The sequence below is a fragment of the Streptomyces sp. 6N223 genome, assembly GCF_052246635.1.
In the GTDB taxonomy this organism is placed as follows: domain Bacteria; phylum Actinomycetota; class Actinomycetes; order Streptomycetales; family Streptomycetaceae; genus Streptomyces.
In genome coordinates this window covers 25077-44132 of sequence record NZ_JBQQCA010000030.1, presented here as the reverse complement: position 1 = coordinate 44132, position 19056 = coordinate 25077, and the positions used below count along the sequence as shown (strand labels likewise).

Annotated in this window: 15 protein-coding genes, 1 tRNA gene and 2 pseudogenes; 10 read left to right on the top strand and 8 right to left on the bottom strand. The window is 71.1% G+C overall.

The annotated features are described in order from the left end of the window. Positions 1-170 precede the first annotated feature (170 nt). A complete protein-coding gene (locus ACTWQH_RS19300; RefSeq protein ID WP_443287867.1) occupies positions 171-1718 on the bottom strand; it encodes an aminopeptidase P family protein in 1548 nt (515 codons plus the stop codon). A 57-nt stretch (positions 1719-1775) separates the two neighbouring features. Further along, positions 1776-3197 (bottom strand): PP2C family protein-serine/threonine phosphatase, encoded by a 1422-nt coding sequence (locus ACTWQH_RS19295; RefSeq protein WP_443287866.1) that lies wholly within the window; start codon positions 3195-3197, stop codon positions 1776-1778. Positions 3198-3844: 647 nt separating this feature from the next. On the opposite strand from ACTWQH_RS19295, the gene ACTWQH_RS19290 reads away from it, so the two are divergent. Next, entirely contained in the window at positions 3845-4642 is a 798-nt protein-coding gene (locus ACTWQH_RS19290; protein WP_443287865.1) for a bifunctional DNA primase/polymerase, read from the top strand. A 253-nt stretch (positions 4643-4895) separates the two neighbouring features. Here ACTWQH_RS19290 and ACTWQH_RS19285 read toward each other — a convergent pair whose 3' ends face one another. The 3 genes and pseudogenes from ACTWQH_RS19285 to ACTWQH_RS19275 form a co-directional block, all read right to left on the bottom strand. Continuing rightward, positions 4896-5870 carry a DUF5926 family protein gene (locus ACTWQH_RS19285; protein WP_443287864.1) on the bottom strand — a complete coding sequence of 325 codons (975 nt, stop codon included), beginning with the start codon at positions 5868-5870 and terminating at the stop codon, positions 4896-4898. Between the two features lie 166 nt (positions 5871-6036). Next, positions 6037-6555 (bottom strand): annotated as a pseudogene (locus ACTWQH_RS19280) (ATP-binding protein); the annotation flags it as partial. A 62-nt stretch (positions 6556-6617) separates the two neighbouring features. Then, the gene (locus ACTWQH_RS19275) at positions 6618-7415 is read right to left on the bottom strand and encodes a glycerophosphodiester phosphodiesterase (protein ID WP_443287863.1); all 798 of its coding nucleotides are present in this window, start codon (positions 7413-7415) and stop codon (positions 6618-6620) included. Between the two features lie 180 nt (positions 7416-7595). On the opposite strand from ACTWQH_RS19275, the gene ACTWQH_RS19270 reads away from it, so the two are divergent. From ACTWQH_RS19270 to ACTWQH_RS19260, 3 genes and pseudogenes are all read left to right on the top strand, one after another. Beyond that, entirely contained in the window at positions 7596-8963 is a 1368-nt protein-coding gene (locus ACTWQH_RS19270) for a S1C family serine protease (RefSeq protein ID WP_443287862.1), read from the top strand. A gap of 72 nt (positions 8964-9035) precedes the next feature. Next, positions 9036-9123: transfer RNA gene (locus ACTWQH_RS19265), tRNA-Ser, on the top strand. A gap of 433 nt (positions 9124-9556) precedes the next feature. Further along, a pseudogene (locus tag ACTWQH_RS19260) lies at positions 9557-10347 on the top strand (IS3 family transposase); the annotation flags it as partial. A gap of 144 nt (positions 10348-10491) precedes the next feature. Here ACTWQH_RS19260 and ACTWQH_RS19255 read toward each other — a convergent pair. After that, a complete protein-coding gene (locus ACTWQH_RS19255; RefSeq protein ID WP_443287861.1) occupies positions 10492-11298 on the bottom strand; it encodes a helix-turn-helix transcriptional regulator in 807 nt (268 codons plus the stop codon). Positions 11299-11412: 114 nt separating this feature from the next. Here ACTWQH_RS19255 and ACTWQH_RS19250 point away from each other — a divergent pair, with 114 nt between their 5' ends. Both ACTWQH_RS19250 and ACTWQH_RS19245 read left to right on the top strand, forming a co-directional pair. Next, complete coding sequence (locus ACTWQH_RS19250; protein ID WP_443287860.1) at positions 11413-11775, top strand: VOC family protein; 363 nt, start codon at positions 11413-11415, stop codon at positions 11773-11775. A gap of 59 nt (positions 11776-11834) precedes the next feature. Further along, positions 11835-12257: an SRPBCC family protein gene (locus ACTWQH_RS19245; protein ID WP_443287859.1), complete on the top strand. Its 423-nt coding sequence runs from the start codon at positions 11835-11837 to the stop codon at positions 12255-12257. 67 nt (positions 12258-12324) lie between these two features. Here ACTWQH_RS19245 and ACTWQH_RS19240 read toward each other — a convergent pair. Both ACTWQH_RS19240 and argJ read right to left on the bottom strand, forming a co-directional pair. Continuing rightward, a protein-coding gene (locus ACTWQH_RS19240) for an IS5 family transposase (RefSeq protein WP_443287858.1) occupies positions 12325-13133 on the bottom strand; the annotation gives its coding sequence in 2 pieces (ribosomal slippage) (positions 12325-12776 and positions 12776-13133; 810 coding nt in all). Between the two features lie 39 nt (positions 13134-13172). After that, positions 13173-14345: a bifunctional glutamate N-acetyltransferase/amino-acid acetyltransferase ArgJ gene (gene argJ, locus ACTWQH_RS19235; RefSeq protein WP_443287857.1), complete on the bottom strand. Its 1173-nt coding sequence runs from the start codon at positions 14343-14345 to the stop codon at positions 13173-13175. Between the two features lie 478 nt (positions 14346-14823). Here argJ and ACTWQH_RS19230 point away from each other — a divergent pair, with 478 nt between their 5' ends. The 4 genes from ACTWQH_RS19230 to ACTWQH_RS19215 all read left to right on the top strand — a co-directional run bounded on the left by ACTWQH_RS19230 (position 14824) and on the right by ACTWQH_RS19215 (position 19055). Continuing rightward, on the top strand, positions 14824-15465 hold the full coding sequence (locus ACTWQH_RS19230; protein WP_443287911.1) for an enoyl-CoA hydratase/isomerase family protein: 642 nt from the start codon (positions 14824-14826) through the stop codon (positions 15463-15465). After that, positions 15458-16993, top strand: a complete 1536-nt coding sequence (locus ACTWQH_RS19225; protein WP_443287856.1) for an asparagine synthase-related protein — start codon at positions 15458-15460, stop codon at positions 16991-16993. Before ACTWQH_RS19230 ends, ACTWQH_RS19225 begins: the two co-directional genes overlap by 8 nt. Before the next feature lie 122 nt (positions 16994-17115). Then, on the top strand, positions 17116-17949 hold the full coding sequence (locus ACTWQH_RS19220; RefSeq protein ID WP_443287855.1) for a TauD/TfdA family dioxygenase: 834 nt from the start codon (positions 17116-17118) through the stop codon (positions 17947-17949). 119 nt (positions 17950-18068) lie between these two features. After that, on the top strand, positions 18069-19055 hold the full coding sequence (locus tag ACTWQH_RS19215; RefSeq protein WP_443287854.1) for a sulfotransferase family protein: 987 nt from the start codon (positions 18069-18071) through the stop codon (positions 19053-19055). The last annotated feature ends 1 nt before the right edge of the window (position 19056 follow it).

Below are 19056 nucleotides of genomic sequence, written 5' to 3'. Positions count from 1 at the left end.
GAAATGCCCCCTTGACACCTGACTTCCCCCTGTGTCGCCCGAGGTCACCGGGGGTCATCTCCCGTGTTGACGCCGTGACCGTCGGCGCCCGCGCCCGGGGCCTGCACGGGCCCGCCCCGGGCTGCCCAGGCAGGCCCCGGCCGGTCCTGGCCCCTCGGGCCTGCGCCGGGTCAGCCCCGCAGCGCGGCCATCCACGCCTCCACCTCGTCGGAGCGGCGCGGCAGGGCGGCGGAGAGGATCTCGTTGCCGTCCTCGGTGACGAGGATGTCGTCCTCGATCCGCACCCCCATGCCCCGGTACTCCTCCGGCACGGTCAGGTCGTCGGCCTGGAAGTACAGCCCGGGCTCGACGGTCAGGCACATGCCCGGCTCCAGGGTGCCCTCCACGTACGCCTCGCGCCGCGCGGCCGCGCAGTCGTGCACGTCCATGCCGAGCATGTGGCCGGTGCCGTGCAGCGTCCAGCGGCGCTGCAGCCCCAGCTCCAGCACCCGCTCGACCGGGCCCTCGACCAGGCCCCACTCCACGAGCCGCTCGGTCAGCACGCGCTGCGCGGCCTCGTGGAAGTCGCCGAACTTCGCGCCGGGCTTCACGGCCGCGATGCCCGCCTCCTGCGCGTCGTACACCGCGTCGTAGACCCGCCGCTGGAGCTCGTCGAAGCGGCCCGAGACGGGCATGGTGCGGGTGATGTCGGCGGTGTACAGCTCGGTGGTCTCCACGCCGGCGTCGAGCAGCAGCAGCTGGCCGGGGCGGACGGGGCCGTCGTTGCGCACCCAGTGGAGGGTGGTGGCGTGCTCGCCGGCGGCGCAGATCGAGCCGTAGCCCACGTCGTTGCCCTCCACGCGGGCGCGCAGGAAGAAGGTGCCCTCGATGTACCGCTCGGAGGTGGCCTGGGCCGCCTCCAGGGCCCGGACGACGTCCTCGAAGCCGCGGGCGGTCGAGGCGCAGGCGCGCCGCATCTCGGCGATCTCGAAGTCGTCCTTGATGAGCCGCATCTCGGAGAGGAAGGTGTGCAGCTCGGCGTCGCGCTCGGCGGTGACCTTGTCGGTGAGGGCGGCCTCGATGCCCGGGTCGTGGGAGCGGACGACGCGCACGGGCCCGGTGGCCCTCTTCAGCGTGTCGGCGACGGTGCGGACGTCGGCGACGGGGATGCCGTAGAGCGTCCCGGCCTCGGTGAGGCTGTTGCGGCGGCCGACCCACAGCTCGCCCTGGCCCGACAGCCAGAACTCGCCGTTCTCGCGGTTGGAGCGGGGCAGCAGGTAGAGCGTGGCGTCGTGGCCGCCGTCGGGGCGGGGCTCCATGACGAGCACGCCGTCCTCGGTCTGGTTGCCGGTGAGGTAGGCGTACTCGACGGCGGCGCGGAAGGGGTATTCGGTGTCGTTGGAACGGGTCTTGAGCTTGCCCGCGGGGATGACGAGGCGTTCGCCGGGGAAGCGGGCGGAGAGCGCGGCGCGGCGGCGGGCGGTGTGCTCGGCCTGCGCGACGGGGGCGAGGTCGCGCCGCTCGGTGTCGGCCCAGCCCTGCTTCATGTTGGCGGCGAGCTCGTCGGAGACCTTCCTGGCGACGCCGTTGCGCCGCTCCTCCTTCTCGCCCTTCTCGCCCTTCTCGCTTCTCTCGCCCTTCGCCTCCGCCGCCTGCTGGGTGCCCTGCTCCGAGCCCTGCCGGGTCTGCTCCGTGGCCACGTGGTGCCTCCTCGCGTGCTGGGCCTGACCGGCTTCCATCGTAGATGTGACCGAATCCGGGCGGACAGGCGTTTGCGGGCGCGGACAACGCGGGCGTCAGTCGAAGCGCGCGGCGAGCAGGACGACGTCCTCCGGGAGGGGGCGGCCGGTGGCCGGGACGGCACGGGCGATGTGGTCGGCCAGGGCGCCGGGGTCGGCGCGGGCGGCCGGGGTGGCGGCGCGGGCGGCGGACTCCAGCCGGGTGAACGCCGCGTCCAGCGGCTCGCCGGTGGCGCGCAGCAGCGCCGTGGTGTAGAGCAGGACCGTTTCTCCCCGGGAGACCTCCACGTGGGTGCTCGGCGCCTCCCAACAGGCGAGCATGCCGAGCGGCGCGGAGAGCGCCGTCTCGGCGAACGCCACCCGCGCGGGCCCGACGACCAGCGGCGGCGGGTGGCCGGCGGAGGCCAGGACGAGGTGGCGGGTGGCGCGGTCGGGCGTGAGCGGCGGCTCGGCGTAGCAGAAGAGGGCGGTCGCGGCGCGGTCGGGCTCGGTCAGCCGCAGCAGCAGCTCCAGGTCCGACAGGACGGCGACGGGGTCCTCGCCCTCCATCACGGCGTAGGCGCGCAGCCCGGCGCGCAGGCTGCCCGCGGCGGCGAGGGCGGCCGGGCCGGGCCCGGTGGTGGAGCCGATGGACAGGCCCAGGGCGCCCTCGGGCAGCGCGAGGGCGTCGTAGAAGTCGCACGACCCGCCGGCGCTGGGGGCGCGGTGGTGGCGCAGGGCGAGGGCGGCGCCGGGGAGTGGGGCGATGCGGCCGGGGAGCAGGCCCTCGCGCACGGCGCGGGCGGCGGCGTGCGCGCGGGCGAGTTCCAGCCGGTTGGCGAGGTGCTGGGCGGCCTGGCGCAGGTAGCGGGCCAGCAGGCGGCGCAGGTGGGGGTCGGGGGCGGCGGGGCGGTCGTAGAGCCAGACGGCCGAGCCGAGGCGGCCGGCGGGCGCGGCGGCCAGCGGCACGGCGTAGCTGGCGGCGCAGCCGAGGCGGGCGGCGACCTCGCGGTGGCGGGGGTGGAGGGCCTCGTCCCCGGCGATGTCGGCGTGTACCACCTCGGCGGGCGCCCCTGGGGATGTGTCCGCGGACGACGCCGTGGACGCCGCCGCGAACGCCGTCACGGATGCCGCCGCGGGTGCCGCCGGGAATGTCTCCCCGGACGCCTGCGGCACGGTGTCGAGCTGGCCGATCTCGGCGTGGCTGAGGCCGAGGCCGATGCGGCGTTCGGGCCCGAGGCCGTCGGCGGGGTGCAGGGAGAACAGCGCGCGCCGGGCGCCCAGGAGCGCGGCGCCGGCGCGCAGCGTCTCGCGCACGGCGTCGGTGAGGTCGGTGGTGCGGCCGAGACGGTCGGTGAGGTCGTGGAGTGTGCTGAGATCGGAGGCCCAGCCCGCGATGCGGTCGCGGATGCCGCCGTGGTGGGTGCCGTGGCCGGGGCGGTGGCCAGGGCGCGTTGGATCGTCGGCGGAGGCGTTGGGTGATCGGGGAGTTTGGGGCATGTCGGAAAGCACCGGGTCGATTCCGGCCACTTTCGGGAGTGGTGGGGTGCTCATGCGCGCGGGCCTTGGTCGACGCGCGTTCCCCGCATCAGCATCGCGAACCCCAAGTTGTGCGCGTGATGTCCTGCGTTCTTCCATCCGCTTGGATGATGCCCAGTCGGTGCTGGTGTTCCGTAAGCGACAGGCCGAGACGGGTGAGGTCAGCGAAAACTTGGCCGAAAAGGGCCAGTGGTCCGGGCAACGCGAGGTCCACTGAGGCGCCCGCTCGGTGGCTGGGACCGGGCGGCATCGAGGGCTGTGGAGGCGTCGCTGAGCACGCTGGACAGGCTGGGTGGATTCGCTGGGTGATCGCTGGGTACGCGCGTCGCTGGGACACATCGATGGGTACGAACGGTGGGTACAAATCGGTGAGTACGTGCCGGAACGACGCGGCGCGCTCAGGCGTCCTAACCCAGGGGCGGCCCGCTCACGTGCCCGTCGGCCCTCACTGACCATCCACCGCGGCCCCTGCGCCGCCCGCCGGGGCCGCGGTGCGCGAGCCACGGCAAGCGTGATCCAGGCACCACGTGGTGCGGCACGTGGTGTGAACGGCCCGGCCCGGCGATGGTGAGCCGGCACTCAGGTGCGAGGGAAAGGAACGAGCGCTGATGCGCGAGATCCTCGGAGAGCTCGGTAACGGTAAGCGGCGAGGCCCGGACGACGGGGAAGGCGGCGGGGGCAGCGGCACCGGCAGCGGCAGCGGCGACAGCGACGGCGGGGAGTTCGCCGCCGGGACGCGCCGGGCCGCGCTGGCGTACGCCCGCGAGTTCGGCTGGCCGGTGGTGCCCGGCGCCCAGGCGCGCCCGGAGGAGACCGGCGCGGTCTGCGGCTGCCCGCGCGGCAGAGACTGCCCGGCGCCCGGCGCCCACCCCTTCGACCCGCAGCTGCTGGCGGCCACCACCGACGCCCGGATGGTGGGCTGGTGGTGGGCGACGCGGCCGGGGGCGCCGATCATGCTGGCCACCGGCGGGCGGGCGCCGTGCGCGCTGACCCTGCCCGTGCCGGCGGGCGTGTGGGCGGTGGAGGAGCTGGACCGGCAGGGGGTGCGGACGGGCCCCGTGGCGGCGGGCGCCTCGCGCCTGGCGCTGCTGGTGCGGCCCTACGAGCTGCCCGAGCTGGGCGAGCTGCTGGGGACGCGGTACGGCGCCGTGCCGGGGGCGTTGCGCTTCCACGGGCCGGGGGGCCACCTGACGCTGCCGCCCTCGCTCGCCGCCGGCGCGGGCGGCCCGGCCGGTGCGGACCGCCCGGATCGACCGGACCGCGCGGGGAAAGCCGGGCGGGCGGCGCGCTGGCTGCGCCCGCCGGAGCGGCGCGCGGGCCGGGTGGCGCTGCCGCGTGCGGCCTGGCTGCTGGACGTGCTGATCGAGGCGGGCTTCAGCCTCGGCGTTCTCAGCGAACAGCAGTGAGCGCGAGCCCGGGCGAACGGCGCGACGAACAGCGCGGCGAACAGCAGAGAACCCGATCGCTGGCGACGGGGGATGCACCAGCGACCGGGCTCACCTCCGAAGGTAACAACTCCTCGGGGAATCGCAAATCCCGCCCCGCCCGATGGGGGCCAAACGGGGCTCCCCGAGGCACGAGTTGTGACCGGAATCACGCGCTACGCTTCGGGCTCTGCCCAGGGCTTTACTCCGGCGGCCGACAGGCCGTCAGACCACCTCAGTTCAGGGTGACCTGACGGTTGGTGAGCCCGCTGCGCGCGCGGCGCTCCTCGGCGGAGAGCGGGCCCGTGGCGGCCAGCGCCTCGGCCAGCCGCTCCGCGAAGACCGCGGCGGGCTTCTCGCACTCCTCGGCGGCCATGGCGCTCGGCAGGTCCCACACCGGCACCGTCAGCCCGTGCGCCCGGAAGGAGCCGACGAGCCGCGTGCCCTCGCCGAGCCCGGAGGCCCCGGCGGCGTGCAGCCGCGCCAGGGCGTCGATCAGCGCCTCCTCGGGGTGGGGCATCACCCAGCGCAGGTGGTTCTTGGCCGGGGTCCTGCACCAGTACGCCGCCTCCACGCCGTCGAGCCGGGTGGTGGGCACGGCCGCGGCGTTGGCTCGCTCCAGCGAGGCGGCGACCTCCCCCGTGGCCTGCTTCTCGGCGTCGTCCAGCCAGAACTCGAAGCCCTCGTGCACCTCGGGCGTCAGGGGGGCGCCGGGGTCGAGGAGGTCCTGCAGCCGGGGCGCGCCGGGCTCGGTCACCGGGGCGGTGGTGACGGGCTTGCCGGGCTCGGTGGTCAGGGCCTGCGTCAGCACGGCGGCGAGGTCGCGGCTCAGGTCGCCGGTGGGGGTGTCGTTCTGCACGCCGAGCAGCACGCTGCCGTCGTCGCGCCGCAGCGCGGGCCAGGCCATGGGCAGCACGGTCGCCAGGGTGAGGGAGGGGACGCCCTCCGGCAGCCCGTCACGCAGCGTGAGCGGCGCGGTGGCGGCGGGGACCAGCTCGCGCAGCGCGACCCAGTCACACTCGCCGGGCAGTCCCTCGAACGGGCGGCGCACCAGCTCCGTCGCGGCCTGGGCGGCGGCCCGGCCGTGGCACGCCTTGTAGCGGCGGCCCGAGCCGCAGGGGCACGGCTCCCGCGCGCCGACGACGGGGACCGGGCCGTCGCCGGCCGGGGCGGTGGTGGTCTGTGGGCGTGGGCGGCGCTTTTTGGCCATGGCTGCGGGTCTCCTGCTGCTGGTACGGCGTCGCCGCGAGCGTAGCCGCGCCCGTGCCATCTGTCAGATCAGCATGCGCGAAAACCGGGCACCGCGATACGGCGTCCGCGCTGCGGAGTGCCACGCAGTTCCCGTCCGTCCTGCGGAGTCCCTGTCCGTCCTACGGCCGGACGCCCGCGGGCGGCAGGACCGCCCAGACCGTGACGGCCCCGGACGGGTCGGCCTCCCGGACCCCCCAGTCGCGGGCGAGGCTGGTGATGATCGTGAGCCCCCGGCCGCCGCGCGCCGTGACGGAGGGCGACGCCGGGCGCGGCAGCGTTGGGCCGCCGCCGTCCGTGACCGCGATGGTGAGCGCGCCGTCGGTGTCCCGGCTCCACGAGGCGTTCACCACGTGGCCGCCGTCGACGCCGTCCAGGGGTCTCGCGTGCCGGTAGGCGTTGCTGAGCAGCTCGGACAGGATCAGTACGGCGTCGTCGATGACCGACTCCGCCGCGCCGCTGTCGCGCAACTCGGCCCGCAGCCGCCGCCTTGCCGTCCCCACCCCCGACGGGCCGTGGGGCACGGACATGGACGACGACGTCGGCACCTGCTGTATGACCACCAACGCCACCCCCGAGACCTCCTTTGCCCCACGCCATGGGTTCGATGCCCTGCGGCTCAGGTCAGGAAACCGGCCACAAGTCATCTGGTGACGGGTTCGTAATGATCCGATACGCCCCGGACGCGGGGGACCACGCCGGGTGAGCCTCAGGCGGTGTGCATGCGGGCGAGCTGCTCACGCACCGTGCGCGGCCGGTTCGTGATCACGGCGTCGACGCCGAGGCGGGCGCACAGCTCGACGTCCTCCGGCTCGTCCACGGTCCACACGTGGACCTCGTGCCCCGCCCGGTGCGCGCGGTCGACGTAGCCGGGGTCGCGGCGCAGGATGCGGATGCTGGGCCCGGCGATGCCGGCGGCGGCCGGCAGCCGCCCGGAGCGGTGGCGGGGCAGCAGGAACTGCATCAGGTACACGGTCGGCAGGTGGGGAGCGGCCACCCGGACGCGCTGCAGCGAACGGGCCGAGAAGCTCATGATCCGCACGGGCCCGGGCACGGTGTGCTCGGCCAGCAGGCGCAGCAGCCGCTCCTCCACCCGACCGGCCCAGCGGGTGGGGTGCTTGGTCTCGATGGCCAGGCCCACGGGCCGGCCGGCCTCGGCGACCAGGCGCAGCAGGCGTTCCAGGGTGAGGACGGACGACGCCTCGGCCCGGTCGGGCGACTCGGCGCGGCCCGACGGCGTCTTCCACGAGCCGAAGTCCAGCTCGGCCAGATCGGCCAGCTCCAGGGAGGCCACGGCGCCACGGCCGTTGGAGGTGCGGTCGACGCGGCGGTCGTGCACGCACACCAGGTGGCCGTCGGCGGTGAGCCGGACGTCGCACTCCAGGGCGTCGGCACCGTCGGCGATGGCCTTGCGGTACGCCACCAGGCTGTGCTCGGGCGCGTCCTCGGAGGCGCCCCGGTGGGCGATGACGGGGATGCGGTGCGGCAGGGAGTTGGGACCGGTCACGGGGTCACGCCGCCATTGTGTGGGTACCGGGGGACACCACCCGCGTCCCCCGGCGGGGGCAGCCGAGTTTTATGCCCGTATGACAGACCATGGGAAAGACTGCCCGCGTACCCGTCGTACACCAATCCGTCTTCACCGACGACAGCGTCGCATACCGAGTCGCATACCGAGGAGAGAGCCGTGAGTACCGAGTACGAGGGCGGCCGCAGGCCCGCCGAGCCGGACAGGCCCGATGGCGGTGACGTCTCCGCCCGGCCGGGGCGGGGGCCCGAGGCCGGGCACGCCGCCCCTCCGCCGGGCGCCGCGCCGCCGCCCCCTCAGCCGCCCCCTCCGCCGTCACCCCCGGCCGCGGCCCCGCCGCCGCCTCCCGCCACCGGCGCCTGGGGCGTTCCCCCGTCACCGCCGCCGCCCGTTCCACCGCCGTCCTCCGCCGGCACGGGCCGCGGCGGCGTGGTGGCGGCCGTGGTGGCGGCCACGCTGATCGCGGGCGGCATCGGCGGCGGCGTGGGGTACGCGCTGTCGGACGAGGACGACTCCACCCAGGCCACCGCCAGCACCGACGCCGACGGCGACGGGAACGACGCGCTGGCCCGCCCCCCGGAGTCGGTCGCCGGGATAGCGGAGGAGGCCCTGCCCAGCGTCGTGACGATCGAGACGATGAGCGGCGGCACGGCGACGGGCAACGGCACCGGCTTCGTCTACGACGAGCAGGGCCACATCCTCACCAACAACCACGTCGTCGCCGAGGCGGACGCCGGCGCCGCGCTGAACGTCATCTTCTCCGACGGCGAGAGCTACGAGGCGGAGGTCGTCGGCCGCGCCGAGGGGTACGACGTGGCGGTGATCCGCCTCTCCGACGTCAGCGGCCGCGACCTGGAGCCGCTGGAGCTCGGCGACTCCGACGACGTCGTGGTCGGCGACGCCACGGTCGCCATCGGCGCCCCCTTCGGCCTGGACGGCACGGTGACCACGGGCATCATCAGCGCCCTGGACCGCCCCGTCTCCACCAGCGACGCCACCGGCACCGACTTCTCGTACATGAACGCCCTGCAGACCGACGCCTCCATCAACCCCGGCAACTCCGGCGGCCCGCTGCTGAACGCCGGCGGCGAGGTCATCGGGATCAACTCCGCGATCCAGCCCACCTCCGACACCGGCCAGTCCGGCAGCGTCGGCCTCGGCTTCGCCATCCCGATCAACCAGGCCGAGCGCGTCGCGCAGGACCTCATCGACACCGGCGAGCCGGTCTACCCGATCATGGGCGCCTACGTGAACACCGACCCGGCGGTCGGGGGCGCCGTGATCAGCGAGCCCACGGCCGAGGTCCCCGAGCCCATCACCCCTGGCGGCCCTGCCGACCAGGCCGGCCTGGAGTCGGGCGACGTCATCACCCGCTTCGGCGACCGCGTGATCGACAGCGGCCCCACCCTGATCAGCGAGATCTGGACCTACCAGCCCGGCGACAGGGTCGAGCTGACCTACGAGCGCGACGGCGAGGAACACACCGCCCAGGTGACCCTCAGCGAACGCATCGGTGATGAGGAGTAAAACGCCCCCGCCCCCTCACGCCCGCTACGCTATCCGGGTGCGCCGCCACCCCACCCACCCCCGGCGCACCCGGGAGGCGTGCCCGAGCGGCCGAAGGGAACGGTCTTGAAAACCGTCGTGGCGTAACCCGTCACCGTGGGTTCAAATCCCACCGCCTCCGCAGCTAGAGAACCCGCAGGTCAGCGGGGAGCCCGGATTTCCGGGCTCCCCGCTTCTTCACTCTCTGTGTCAGGCCGTCCCACCGAAAGCCGTCACTGTCCAGTGTTTGTGGCCAACCTGTGGCCAGAATCGGGGGCGGCAGATGATTTGCTGAAGCAAAATTGATCACGATCGTTGTCGGTCAGGAGCGAAGAGATCAGAGCCCTGGCGGCGATCCCTATGGGTCTTGGGAAGGCGAACTCCGTTGGTCGGTAGCCCGGGACTGAGATGCCCCGGGCTACCCGGCCAACGGCATGGTGGCTGTTGCGGCTCCAGCCCTGAGGGGTCGCAACCGGCGCGCGGGAGATGACGTCGTGTGGGGGGAGGGACACGGCGGGCTGAGGGAGGTGCGAGGAGGAATGAGAGGCGGAGGTGGTGGCGCCGTCACGGCGTTGGAGCGCGACATCCTGCGGAAGGCGACGAAGTTTTTCGCGGGCGAGATGAACTGGTGAACCGCTTCCAGTTCATCGAGGACCACCACCGCGCCTGGGGCGTGAAGCGGTTGTGCGAGGTGCTGGACGTGGCCCGTTCCAGCTTCTACAAGTGGCGGGTCGGCCGCCAGGCACGCGCGGCGCGCCAGCGGGGCGACGCCGTTCTCGCCGAGCGCCATCAGGGCCGTCCACCGAGTGGGACGGCACCGGGGGCCGCCCCCGCATCACCGCGGCGCTGCGCGAGGCCGGGTGGCGGGTCAACCACAAGCGCGTCGGACGGGTGATACGCGCGTATCGCATCGTCGGGCTGCGGCTGCGCCGTCGGGTGACCACCACTGTGCCCGAGCCGTCCGCCACGCCGGTGTCCGGCCTCTTCCAGCGCGACTTCACCGCTACGGTCCCCAACACCAAGTACGTCGGCGACATCACCTATCTCCCGGTAGGCGACGGCGAGTTCCTGTATCCGGCGACCGTGATCGACTGCTTCAGCCGCCGCCTGGCGGGCTGATCGATCGCCGACCACATGCGCACGTCGCTGGTCACCGACGCTGCGGCCACCCGCGGCAGCCTGACCGGCGCTGTCTCCCACCAGCGACCACGGGGCGCAGTACGGCTCCCGTGGATTCGCCGAGTTCTGCGCCCAGTTGGGGGTGCGGCAGTCCATGGGCGCGGTCGGCACCAGCGCGGACAACGCTCTCGCCGCTGACCTCGACGACTGCAAGATCACCGACAGAGTCAAGCTAAGACGTCGTTTCCTTTGGTTATGGCGAGTCGCTGAGCGGTTGGTACAGGAGGGGTGTGGTGGTGTTTCGGTGGCTAGGTGCCACCGACTGAGGTGAAGCCTCCCGGGGGGTGCTGGTCGGCGTTCGGGCCGGTTGATCGGGAGACGCTGGCCGCGATCAGGTCAACAGGCGGCGAAGGGCGGCGGGTGTGGTGCCCAGGTGGGTGCGTATGGTGCGGCACAGGTGGGGCTGGTCGGCGAAGCCCAGGTCTGCGGCCAATGCGCCTAGGTGCGTTTCCCCGGCCTCCAGCCGGTCCAATGCGGTGGCCACACGGACACGGTTGCGGTAGCAGGTCAGGGACACGCCGAGTTCGCGGGTGAATGCCCGGCTCAGCCGGTACGGCGACACGCCAAGTAGCTCGGCGAGAGGGAGCAGGCCCCTCGCGGCGGGATGGCCCTCGTCGATAACGCGGCGGGCCTCGGCGACGAGGGCGCGGTCACGTCCCGTGACCGGCGTGCCGGCGGGGGTGGGTCCGGTGACGGCCCGTGTGACGACACGGCCGATCAGGTCCAGCAGACGTTCCGTGGCGGCGAAGTCGGTGTCTCCGGTCCGGGCGGCGGCAAGGAACCTCCGGTGGGCAAGGTCAAGCCTGGCGTCGACGTACACGGTCGAGGTGTTGGCCCGCCGCGTGTCACCGGCCAGGGCGCGCCACAGGGACGGCGCCAGGCTGAACGCGGTGCACACATCACCTCCTGCGGGGTGGGCGAATCGCTCCTCCTGCCCCGGCACGCCGAGGTAGGCGAGCGTCGGATCGATGTCCGCGGTGAGGCCGCCCGTCTTCCAGCGGAACCTGCCGCGGCGCACGAGCACCACCCGGAAGCCGTCGTATGTCTCCGCCTCGGACCAGCGTGTGTGGTCGTTTCGGCAGGTCACGGCCGAGACGCTGAACTCCGGCCGAGTGGCGAGGGCGACGAACGAAAGCACGCCCGAACGCTACGCCCGGGGTCTGACAGCGGCCCGCAAGGATGTTCAAGACAGGACGCGGAAGCCGCGGAAGGCTGCTCGGTGACACATCCGGCTTCCGAAGGAGTCATCGAGATGCCCGCATTGGCCCAGCTCGCCACCGTCGTCATCGACTGTGCCGACCCCGGCTCGCTCGCCGAGTTCTACCAGGCGGTGACCGGCTGGCATGTCGTCTACAGCGACGCGGACTGCGTCCACCTCGGCGACGGCGGCCCGGTCCTGTTCGGATTCCAGCGTGTCCAGGGCTACCAGCCGCCGGGCTGGCCCGACCCGGCCAAGCATGCCCACCTCGACTTCAAGGTCGCCGACGTGGCGCGCACGGTGGAGAGACTGCTCGCCATCGGCGCGACCAAGCCCGCATTCCAGCCCGGCGGCGAGGAGTGGGTGGTGCTCGCCGATCCCGAAGGGCACCTGTTCTGCCTGGCCGCCGACGCCTGAGCCGCCGCCCTCCGCCGGACCCCTCCGCCCTACAGGAACACAAGGAAGAAGACCCGCATATGGCCTCCGTCAGCAAGGAAACAACGATCATGTCCACCGCCGACGCCGTGTGGGAGGTGATCGGTGACTTCGAGACGGGCCCATCCCGCATGGCACCCGGCCACGTGGTCGGCACACGCGTCGACAGCGACGCCAGAGTTGTCACCTTCGCCGACGGCACGGTGGCACGCGAGCGCTTCGTCTCCCGCGACGACGATGCCCGCCGGATCGTCTACACGGTGGTCGGCGACACCCTGCGACCCGACCACAACAACGCCTCCATGCAGGTCGTCGCAGACGGGAAGGACCACTGCCGGTTGACCTGGATCCACGACGTACTGCCCGACGACCTCGCCGTGCCCCTCGAAGCGGCTATGAGCCAGGGGATGGAGATCATCAAACGAACACTGGAAGCCCGACCCGCCACCGAGCAGGTGGCCTGAACGCCGCGGTGGGGACGACATCGTCGTCCCCACCCGAGCGGCTCATACTTCGTGCTAAGAGGCCCTTTCAGTCGGTGAGCCGGCGGTAGCCGATGAGGGCTGCGGCTATGCCGACGAAGGCGAGGAAGTGTTCGGCCTTGCGTTCGTAGCGGCGGTGGAGGCGTCGGCAGCCGGCCAGCCAGGAGACGCTCCTCTCCACTACCCAGCGGTGACGGCCCAGTCGCTGGGAGGACTCGATACCCTTGCGGGCGATGCGGTGGCGGATGCCGCGGTGCCGAAGCCATCGGCGCAGACGGTTGTAGTCATAGCCTTTGTCGGCGTGCAGCTTGGCAGGGCGCCGGCGGCGCGGGCCGCGCCGGGAGCGGATGGGCGGGATACCGCGTACCAGCGGCTGCAGGCCGAGACTGTCGTGGGTGTTGGCGGCGGAGATGCCCAGCGACAGGGGCAGCCCGTTCCGTTCCGTGATCAGGTGGATCTTCGATCCCATCTTGCCGCGGTCGGTCGGATTCGGTCCGGTCAGTGGCCCCCTTTTGCCGCGCGCAGGCTGACAGTGTCGATCGCGCACCTCGACCAGTCCAGTTCACCGCGGACACCGAGTTCGTCGAGGATGACGCGGTGGAGCTTCGCCCAGACCCGGTCCCGGCTCCACTGGGCGAAGCGGCGGTAGACCGTGGGCCAGCACGGGCCGAAGACCGGCGGCAGCTGCCGCCACGTGCAGCCCGAGGTAGCCACGAAGATGATCGCGGCCAGCGTCTCCCGATCACCCGCCCGACGCCTGCCACCGCCCTGCGGGCGCTTGATCTCCGTCGGCGGCACTACCCGCCGAAAGAGCACCCACAACTCGTCCGGCACCAGCCGCTCCACCAAGTCCGCCATGCACGGTTCAACGACTCACAGTGCCAAAAGAAACGGCGTCTAAGTGGTGTAGTCCGCGTTGATCCGGACGTAGCCGTCGGTCAGATCGCAACCCCATACGCGCGCTTGGACGGTGCCGGTGTTCAGGGAAACGTGGATGAGTACCTCGTCGCCAGCCATGATCCGGCGCAGCCGATGCAGGTCGGGCTCAGTGTCGGGGTACACGGCGAGATCTCCGAACCGGATGACGACGCGGTCGGGGTCGATGTCGGTGTCGTCCTTGCACTTGCCGACGGCCATCGCGATCCGCCCCCAGTTTGGGTCGGATCCATGCACCGCGGTCTTCACGAGCGGGGAGTTGACGATGGCCTTGGCGACCCGGCGCGCCTGAGGCTCGTCCCTCGCCTGGTCGACCACCACCTCGATGAGTTTGGTGGCGCCCTCGCCGTCCCGGGCGACCTGTTTGGTCAGATCCTCCGCGACGGAATGAAGGGCTTCCTCAAAGGCGATGTGGTCGACCTCGCCGGCCCGGCCGTTGGCGAGAATCACCGCGGTATCGCTGGTGGACGTGTCGGTGTCCACGCTCACGCAGTTGAACGTCCGGTCCATTACGCGGCGGAAGACGGTGTCGAGCTCGGGCGCGGGGATGCGTGCGTCGGTGAAGTAGTAGGTGAGCAGGGTGGCCATGTCGGGCTCCATCATCCCAACGCCCTTGGCGACTCCGACGAGCACTGCGGAGCCGACGCGGGTGCGGGCCACCTTCGGATGCGTGTCCGTGGTCATGATCGCTTGGGCGACCGCATCGAAGTCGGGCGTCGCGGTCTCCTTCACATCAGGTACCTGGCTGCGAATCAGATCGATCGGGTAGGGCCGACCGATGACACCGGTTGAGCCGATCAGCACGTCCTCGGCCGCACAGCCCACCAACTCAGCGGTCATCCACGTCAGTTCCTCGGTGTCGCGCCGTCCGCGCTCGCCATTGGCCACATTCGCGTTCTTCGAGACCGTCACGACCGCGCGCGCCGCGCCGTTGGCGACGTGCTTGCGACTGAGGTGAACGCTCGGGCCAGCGAAACGGGACTGCGTGAACACCGCCGCGGCGGTGCAGGGGTGCTCGGAGGCCACCACAGCGAAGTCCCTAGAGGCATCCTTTATACCCAGGTTTGCGACATAGGTGAGAAATCCGAGTGGATTTGACTCTGGCACGTGAAATCTCCGGTTCGATCCATCCATCCGACAATGCTGGTGATAGGCGGCATGGTAGCAACTCGGTAGTGCCGGCGGTACGTTGCACTTCAAAGGCCTTCTTGCTCTGTCCCGGATGCTCTGGCATGGTTATCGGGTCGGTTCGATGGCGCAGCGACAACGTCCTTGTGGACAGGTTCAAGAGCTCCGAAGAGAAGTGCTTCCCGCTCAGCCATCTCGACCCACGAGCCTTCTCCAGCCTTGTTGTCCGCACGCCGAAACGGCTGGTTCACTCCGTGCTCGGCGCGTCCCACGAATTTTCCCCCACGGTCGACTCTCGCAGGTTCGGAAAGTTTCGCTTCGACTACTGATGGTAAGCGAGGCCACTATGACGGATACCGATGATCTGGATTGCTCGACGTTCTCAGTTTCTCGTTCTGGTGATATCGCGCAGGTGACCTTCATCGGAGGGAAGAGCACCAACTCAATGAGCCGTCCGCGAATGCGCGAGCTGTAGCGAACGCTCCTGGAGCTCAATACGGACGATACGGTGAACGCCGTCCTCCTCTACGGCGGAACCGGCCGTTCCTTCGCCTCCGGCGGAGACTTCAACGAGGTCATCGAGTTTACTGGCGGTTCGGAGGTCGACGACTGGATCGACGACATCGCAGACCTCTTCGTGGCCTGCCTCAGTGTGGAAAAGCCGTTGGTCGCCGCAATCGACGGATATGCGATCGGGTTAGGGCTGGAGATCGCGCTGACTGCGGACTTCCGTATCGCCTCGGAAACCGCGAAGCTCCGTATGCCGGAGTTCGCGCTTGGTACCGCCTGCAACTTCGGTGGCTACATGTTGGAGCGGGTCGTCGGGCGGTCGGTCATGCAGCGGATGCTGATGACCTGCGAGTTCTGGGACACGGCGACCGCTGAGCGTGATGGCCTGCTTCACCGGGTCGTGCCCAGGTCCGAGTTGGAGTCCGACGCCGTCGCGTACACGGCGCAGTTCGCCCGCTACAACCCCGCCGCGTTCCGCAGCACCAAGGTGTTCCTCAACCGTGACTACATCGCGGGCATCAGGCGGCTCAAGGAGGAGGCCAAGGCCTCCCACCGGGCCGGGTTCGCCTCGGGCCGCCCGCAGGAGATCATGGCAACGGTGATCGGCCGTGGCTGAAGCACGCGAAACCGACGAGCCCGCCGCGGATCCCGGAGCCGACGCGGTCCGAGACCGCACCTCGGACCGCGCTTCTGCCCCGGTATCGGGCCGAAGCCCGATACCGTCCGGCGCTTGGGTGGTGGTCTCCAACACGCCGATCGCTTCCTTAGATGGCCTCGCCGTTCTGACCCGCTTGGGCGAGCTCTATCTCTACCGTCGGAACGCCACCGGACTCGACGGCCGCACGGCCGGACTCGATCTCGATGTCCGCACCCTGCGTGCTGTCCCTGCCGTCGACCTCCTGTACTCCGCGCCATCGACCCGCCCGGCTTTCATCAGGGTCGAAGAGGACGCGGCAACCGTGGTCACCTCAATGCTGAACGAGGACCAGGTCTACTTCGCTGCCGAGCGCGTCAGCAGCCGGTTCGCCTACTTCACCGACCTCTTCCTGTCGGCCTTGGTGCTCCCGGCCCTCGGGCTGGCTGTCGAACTGGGCGACACGCCCCGCAGTACGGCCGGGAACGAGACCTTGGTGCCCTGGGTGGAACGGTTGGGCCACGGGCTGGTCCACGAATCGCGCCGTACCCGGCGCGGATGGATCACGAAGGAGGTCAGGTCCGCCGATCTGCTCGGAGGCTACCGACAGCCGAGCCGACACCACCCCTTGAAGGCCGGGCGGCGCCAGCTGGAAGCGCTGGGTGCGGTCATCGGTAGCTCATTGGGAGAGTCTGCGAACTGCGCGACGCTGCTGTCGGGCGGTATCGACTCCGGGACGGTCACCACGCTGACCGCCAGGCAGGGCCGGACTGTGACGGCCTACAGCGTCGGGACCCCCTGGGGCGACGAGTTCGCGGAGGCGGCCCAGTTGTGCCGGCACCTCGGCGTTGAACTCCGTCCGCTGCGGTTCGACGCTGACGACTTCGTTCTGAGCCTGCCGGACACCGTGCGATGGCTGGGTGTTGTCGGCGCGGAGACCGTTGAGGTGGCGCTGACCATGGCCACGGTGCAGCGGCTCCGAGCGATACCCGAGAATCTGCCCTTGCTCACCGGCTACGGCAGCGACCTCGTGAACGCCGGAGTCCATGGCGTCGACGCCACTCACGCACAGGTCACCGAGGGCGTGCTGCGGAGCGTTCACGAGACCCGCTTTTCCAACGAGCTCAATGGGCGGGCGGAGCTGGCGTACGGCCGGCAGATCCACCACCCGTTCTGGCAATGGCCGGTGATGAAGGTGGCGCTGGAGACGGCAGCGTCCTGCAAGGTCCGCGAAGGACGCGAGAAGTACCACCTCCGGACCGCGATGCAGGAGTACGTGCCCCACGAGGTGGCCTGGCGGCGCAAGATCGCTGTGCATCACGGTGGCGGCCTACAGGCAGGGCTTGGCCGCCGTCTCGCCCGGGATGTCGGCGAGCAACCACGGGAGGCCCTCTACTACGCGTGCTTCCGTGCTCTCATGGCCGACGCGGGTCGCGGGCTACTGGACCCGCTTGAACCGGCCCGGATCTACGACGAGGCGCTGAAGCTCGTCGCCGCGGCATCGCCCTGACATACCCGGCCCACGCCTCAGCGTTGCCCGATACCTCCAGCCCGCACCACCTGGGAACCCGCGCGGATCTCGGCACGCTGCCGGGCGCCTGCACCGCCCGCGACGAACCCAGGAGGCCCACCGTGCCAGTACCTACCACTGCCGAGCCGACCGACAGCCCGCTGACTGCCTCCGGTCTCGGCCGTAGGCTGGAGGCCATCACCTTCCCGGACACCGCGGCGACCGCGGCGGCCGTCCGCGGCGCGGCCCTGGAGACAGGGCTCGCTCTGGTCCGCGACCTCAGGCTGACCGAGCGGGAGTTCCAGAAACTCGTCCACGGGCTCGGCCCCACCGTGGACAACCACTACCGCACCGGAAGGTCCGACCTGTTCCGCCTCGAAGGCCGGAACGATCCGGGCGCCGTGATCAACGGCCGCGGCACGCTTCCGCTGCACACCGATGGCCTGCTGCTCAGGCAGCAGGTGGACCTGATCATCCTCTACGCCGCGGATGTCCAAGGCCCGGACGGAACGGGTGGGACTCTGGTGTGCGATCAGCTGGCGGCGTGGCGCGACCTGCCCGAGCATCTGCGGGAGATCCTGGAGACCAGAGAGTTCCAGTACCGGGGTCGGGACTCCTCCCACTTTCCCGACGGAGTCCAGAACGCGTGGGTCTCCGTCCCGGTCCACCGCGACTTCGGCCGGGTGCGCTCGCTCAATATCAGCCTTCCGTTCCCGGCAGAGGCCGATGCCGGCTGGGAGGTGCGGGTCAAAGGTCTTGACGAGTCCGCCACTCAGTCGTTCTTCGCGGAGCTTGGAGCGTGGCTGCACACTCCGGAGTACTGCTACACGCACACGTGGCGAACCGGAGACCTGCTTGTCATCGACAACCAGCGGACCCTCCACGGCCGCACCTCACTCGCGGATGCTCGCACGAGGGTCCTCTACCGAGGTCAGGTAGTCGTTCCGGTCGCCTGACCGCCCGTGTCCCCCCTACGCGCCGCCCGCGCGGGCACGCGGCCGGGACCCGATCGACCCGGTCCGGATCGCCCCGGGCACGCGTTCGCGTGCCCGCGCGTTTCCCGAGGGAGCCTCCCATGACCACCTTGCCCCCGGCCGCAGCGACCGGTCCCCGTACGAATGCCCACACCGCTGCTCGGCATGCCCCGCCCGAGCCTGTCGGCGGCGCGCTGCTCATCGGCTGCCCGCGCTCGGGTACCACGCTGCTGAGGCGGCTGATCGACGCCCACCCGCAGGTCTTCTGCCCGCCCGAGCTCAACCTGGTCTCATCCATGGCCCGGATGCTGAGGGACCAGCACCTCGCCCATGGGCTGCCGGTCGGTCTGCTGAGTGGGTTCCGATGTGCCGGATACCCGGAGCAGCTGTTGCTGGACCGCATGCGTGGCCTGGTCGTGGACGTCTACTCGGAACTCGCCCAGTCCGCCGGCAAGAGCCTCTGGGTCGACAAGGATGTGTTCAGCGGCTTCTTCGTCGGGGAGTTGGAGCGGCTGTTCGACGGCACGGCGCGCTACGTGTGGCTGGTCCGTCACCCCCTCGACGTGGCTGTCTCGATGGCGGAGCTGTTTGCCCGTCAGGGTGCCTTCCCGCGCGAGTTCCACGGCTACGTGACCCGGCACCCCGTCATAGTCGAGGCATGCGCGCAGGCGTGGGTCGACATCAATCGGGCCATGGCGGAACTGGCCGCCAGGGCCCACGACCGCGTCCTGCGGATGACCTATGAAGACCTCATCGCTGCCCCTGATTCCGAGCTGGCCCGGGTGAGCCGGTTCCTCGACGTCCCCGAGGCGCCAGGCATCACCGCCTCCGCACTCGCCGATCGCAAGAACTACGGCAAGGGCGATTGGAAGACCTGGTCAAAGGATTCCGTCGACACGGCCGCCGTCGGCCGCTGGCACACACTCCAGCCCACCACCATCGACAGGCTGGTTGCCATCACCGGCGACACCATGCGGGAACTCGGCTACGAGGTGCCCGAGCTCCCGCCGGCCGCAGTGGAGACTGGGAGGGACACAGGCGCCGAGGACGACCGGCGCGCCCTCCGGCGTCTTCTGATGGGCAGCTGAG

Bases quoted from the DNA above. Each gene is read 5' to 3' on its own strand.
- ACTWQH_RS19300 (WP_443287867.1), bottom strand. From the start codon at position 1,718: ATGGAAGCCGGTCAGGCCCAGCACGCGAGGAGGCACCACGTGGCCACG.
- ACTWQH_RS19295 (WP_443287866.1), bottom strand. From the start codon at position 3,197: ATGCCCCAAACTCCCCGATCACCCAACGCCTCCGCCGACGATCCAACG.
- ACTWQH_RS19290 (WP_443287865.1), top strand. From the start codon at position 3,845: ATGCGCGAGATCCTCGGAGAGCTCGGTAACGGTAAGCGGCGAGGCCCG.
- ACTWQH_RS19285 (WP_443287864.1), bottom strand. From the start codon at position 5,870: ATGGCCAAAAAGCGCCGCCCACGCCCACAGACCACCACCGCCCCGGCC.
- ACTWQH_RS19250 (WP_443287860.1), top strand. From the start codon at position 11,413: ATGCCCGCATTGGCCCAGCTCGCCACCGTCGTCATCGACTGTGCCGAC.
- ACTWQH_RS19245 (WP_443287859.1), top strand. From the start codon at position 11,835: ATGGCCTCCGTCAGCAAGGAAACAACGATCATGTCCACCGCCGACGCC.
- argJ (WP_443287857.1), bottom strand. From the start codon at position 14,345: ATGGATGGATCGAACCGGAGATTTCACGTGCCAGAGTCAAATCCACTC.
- ACTWQH_RS19215 (WP_443287854.1), top strand. From the start codon at position 18,069: ATGACCACCTTGCCCCCGGCCGCAGCGACCGGTCCCCGTACGAATGCC.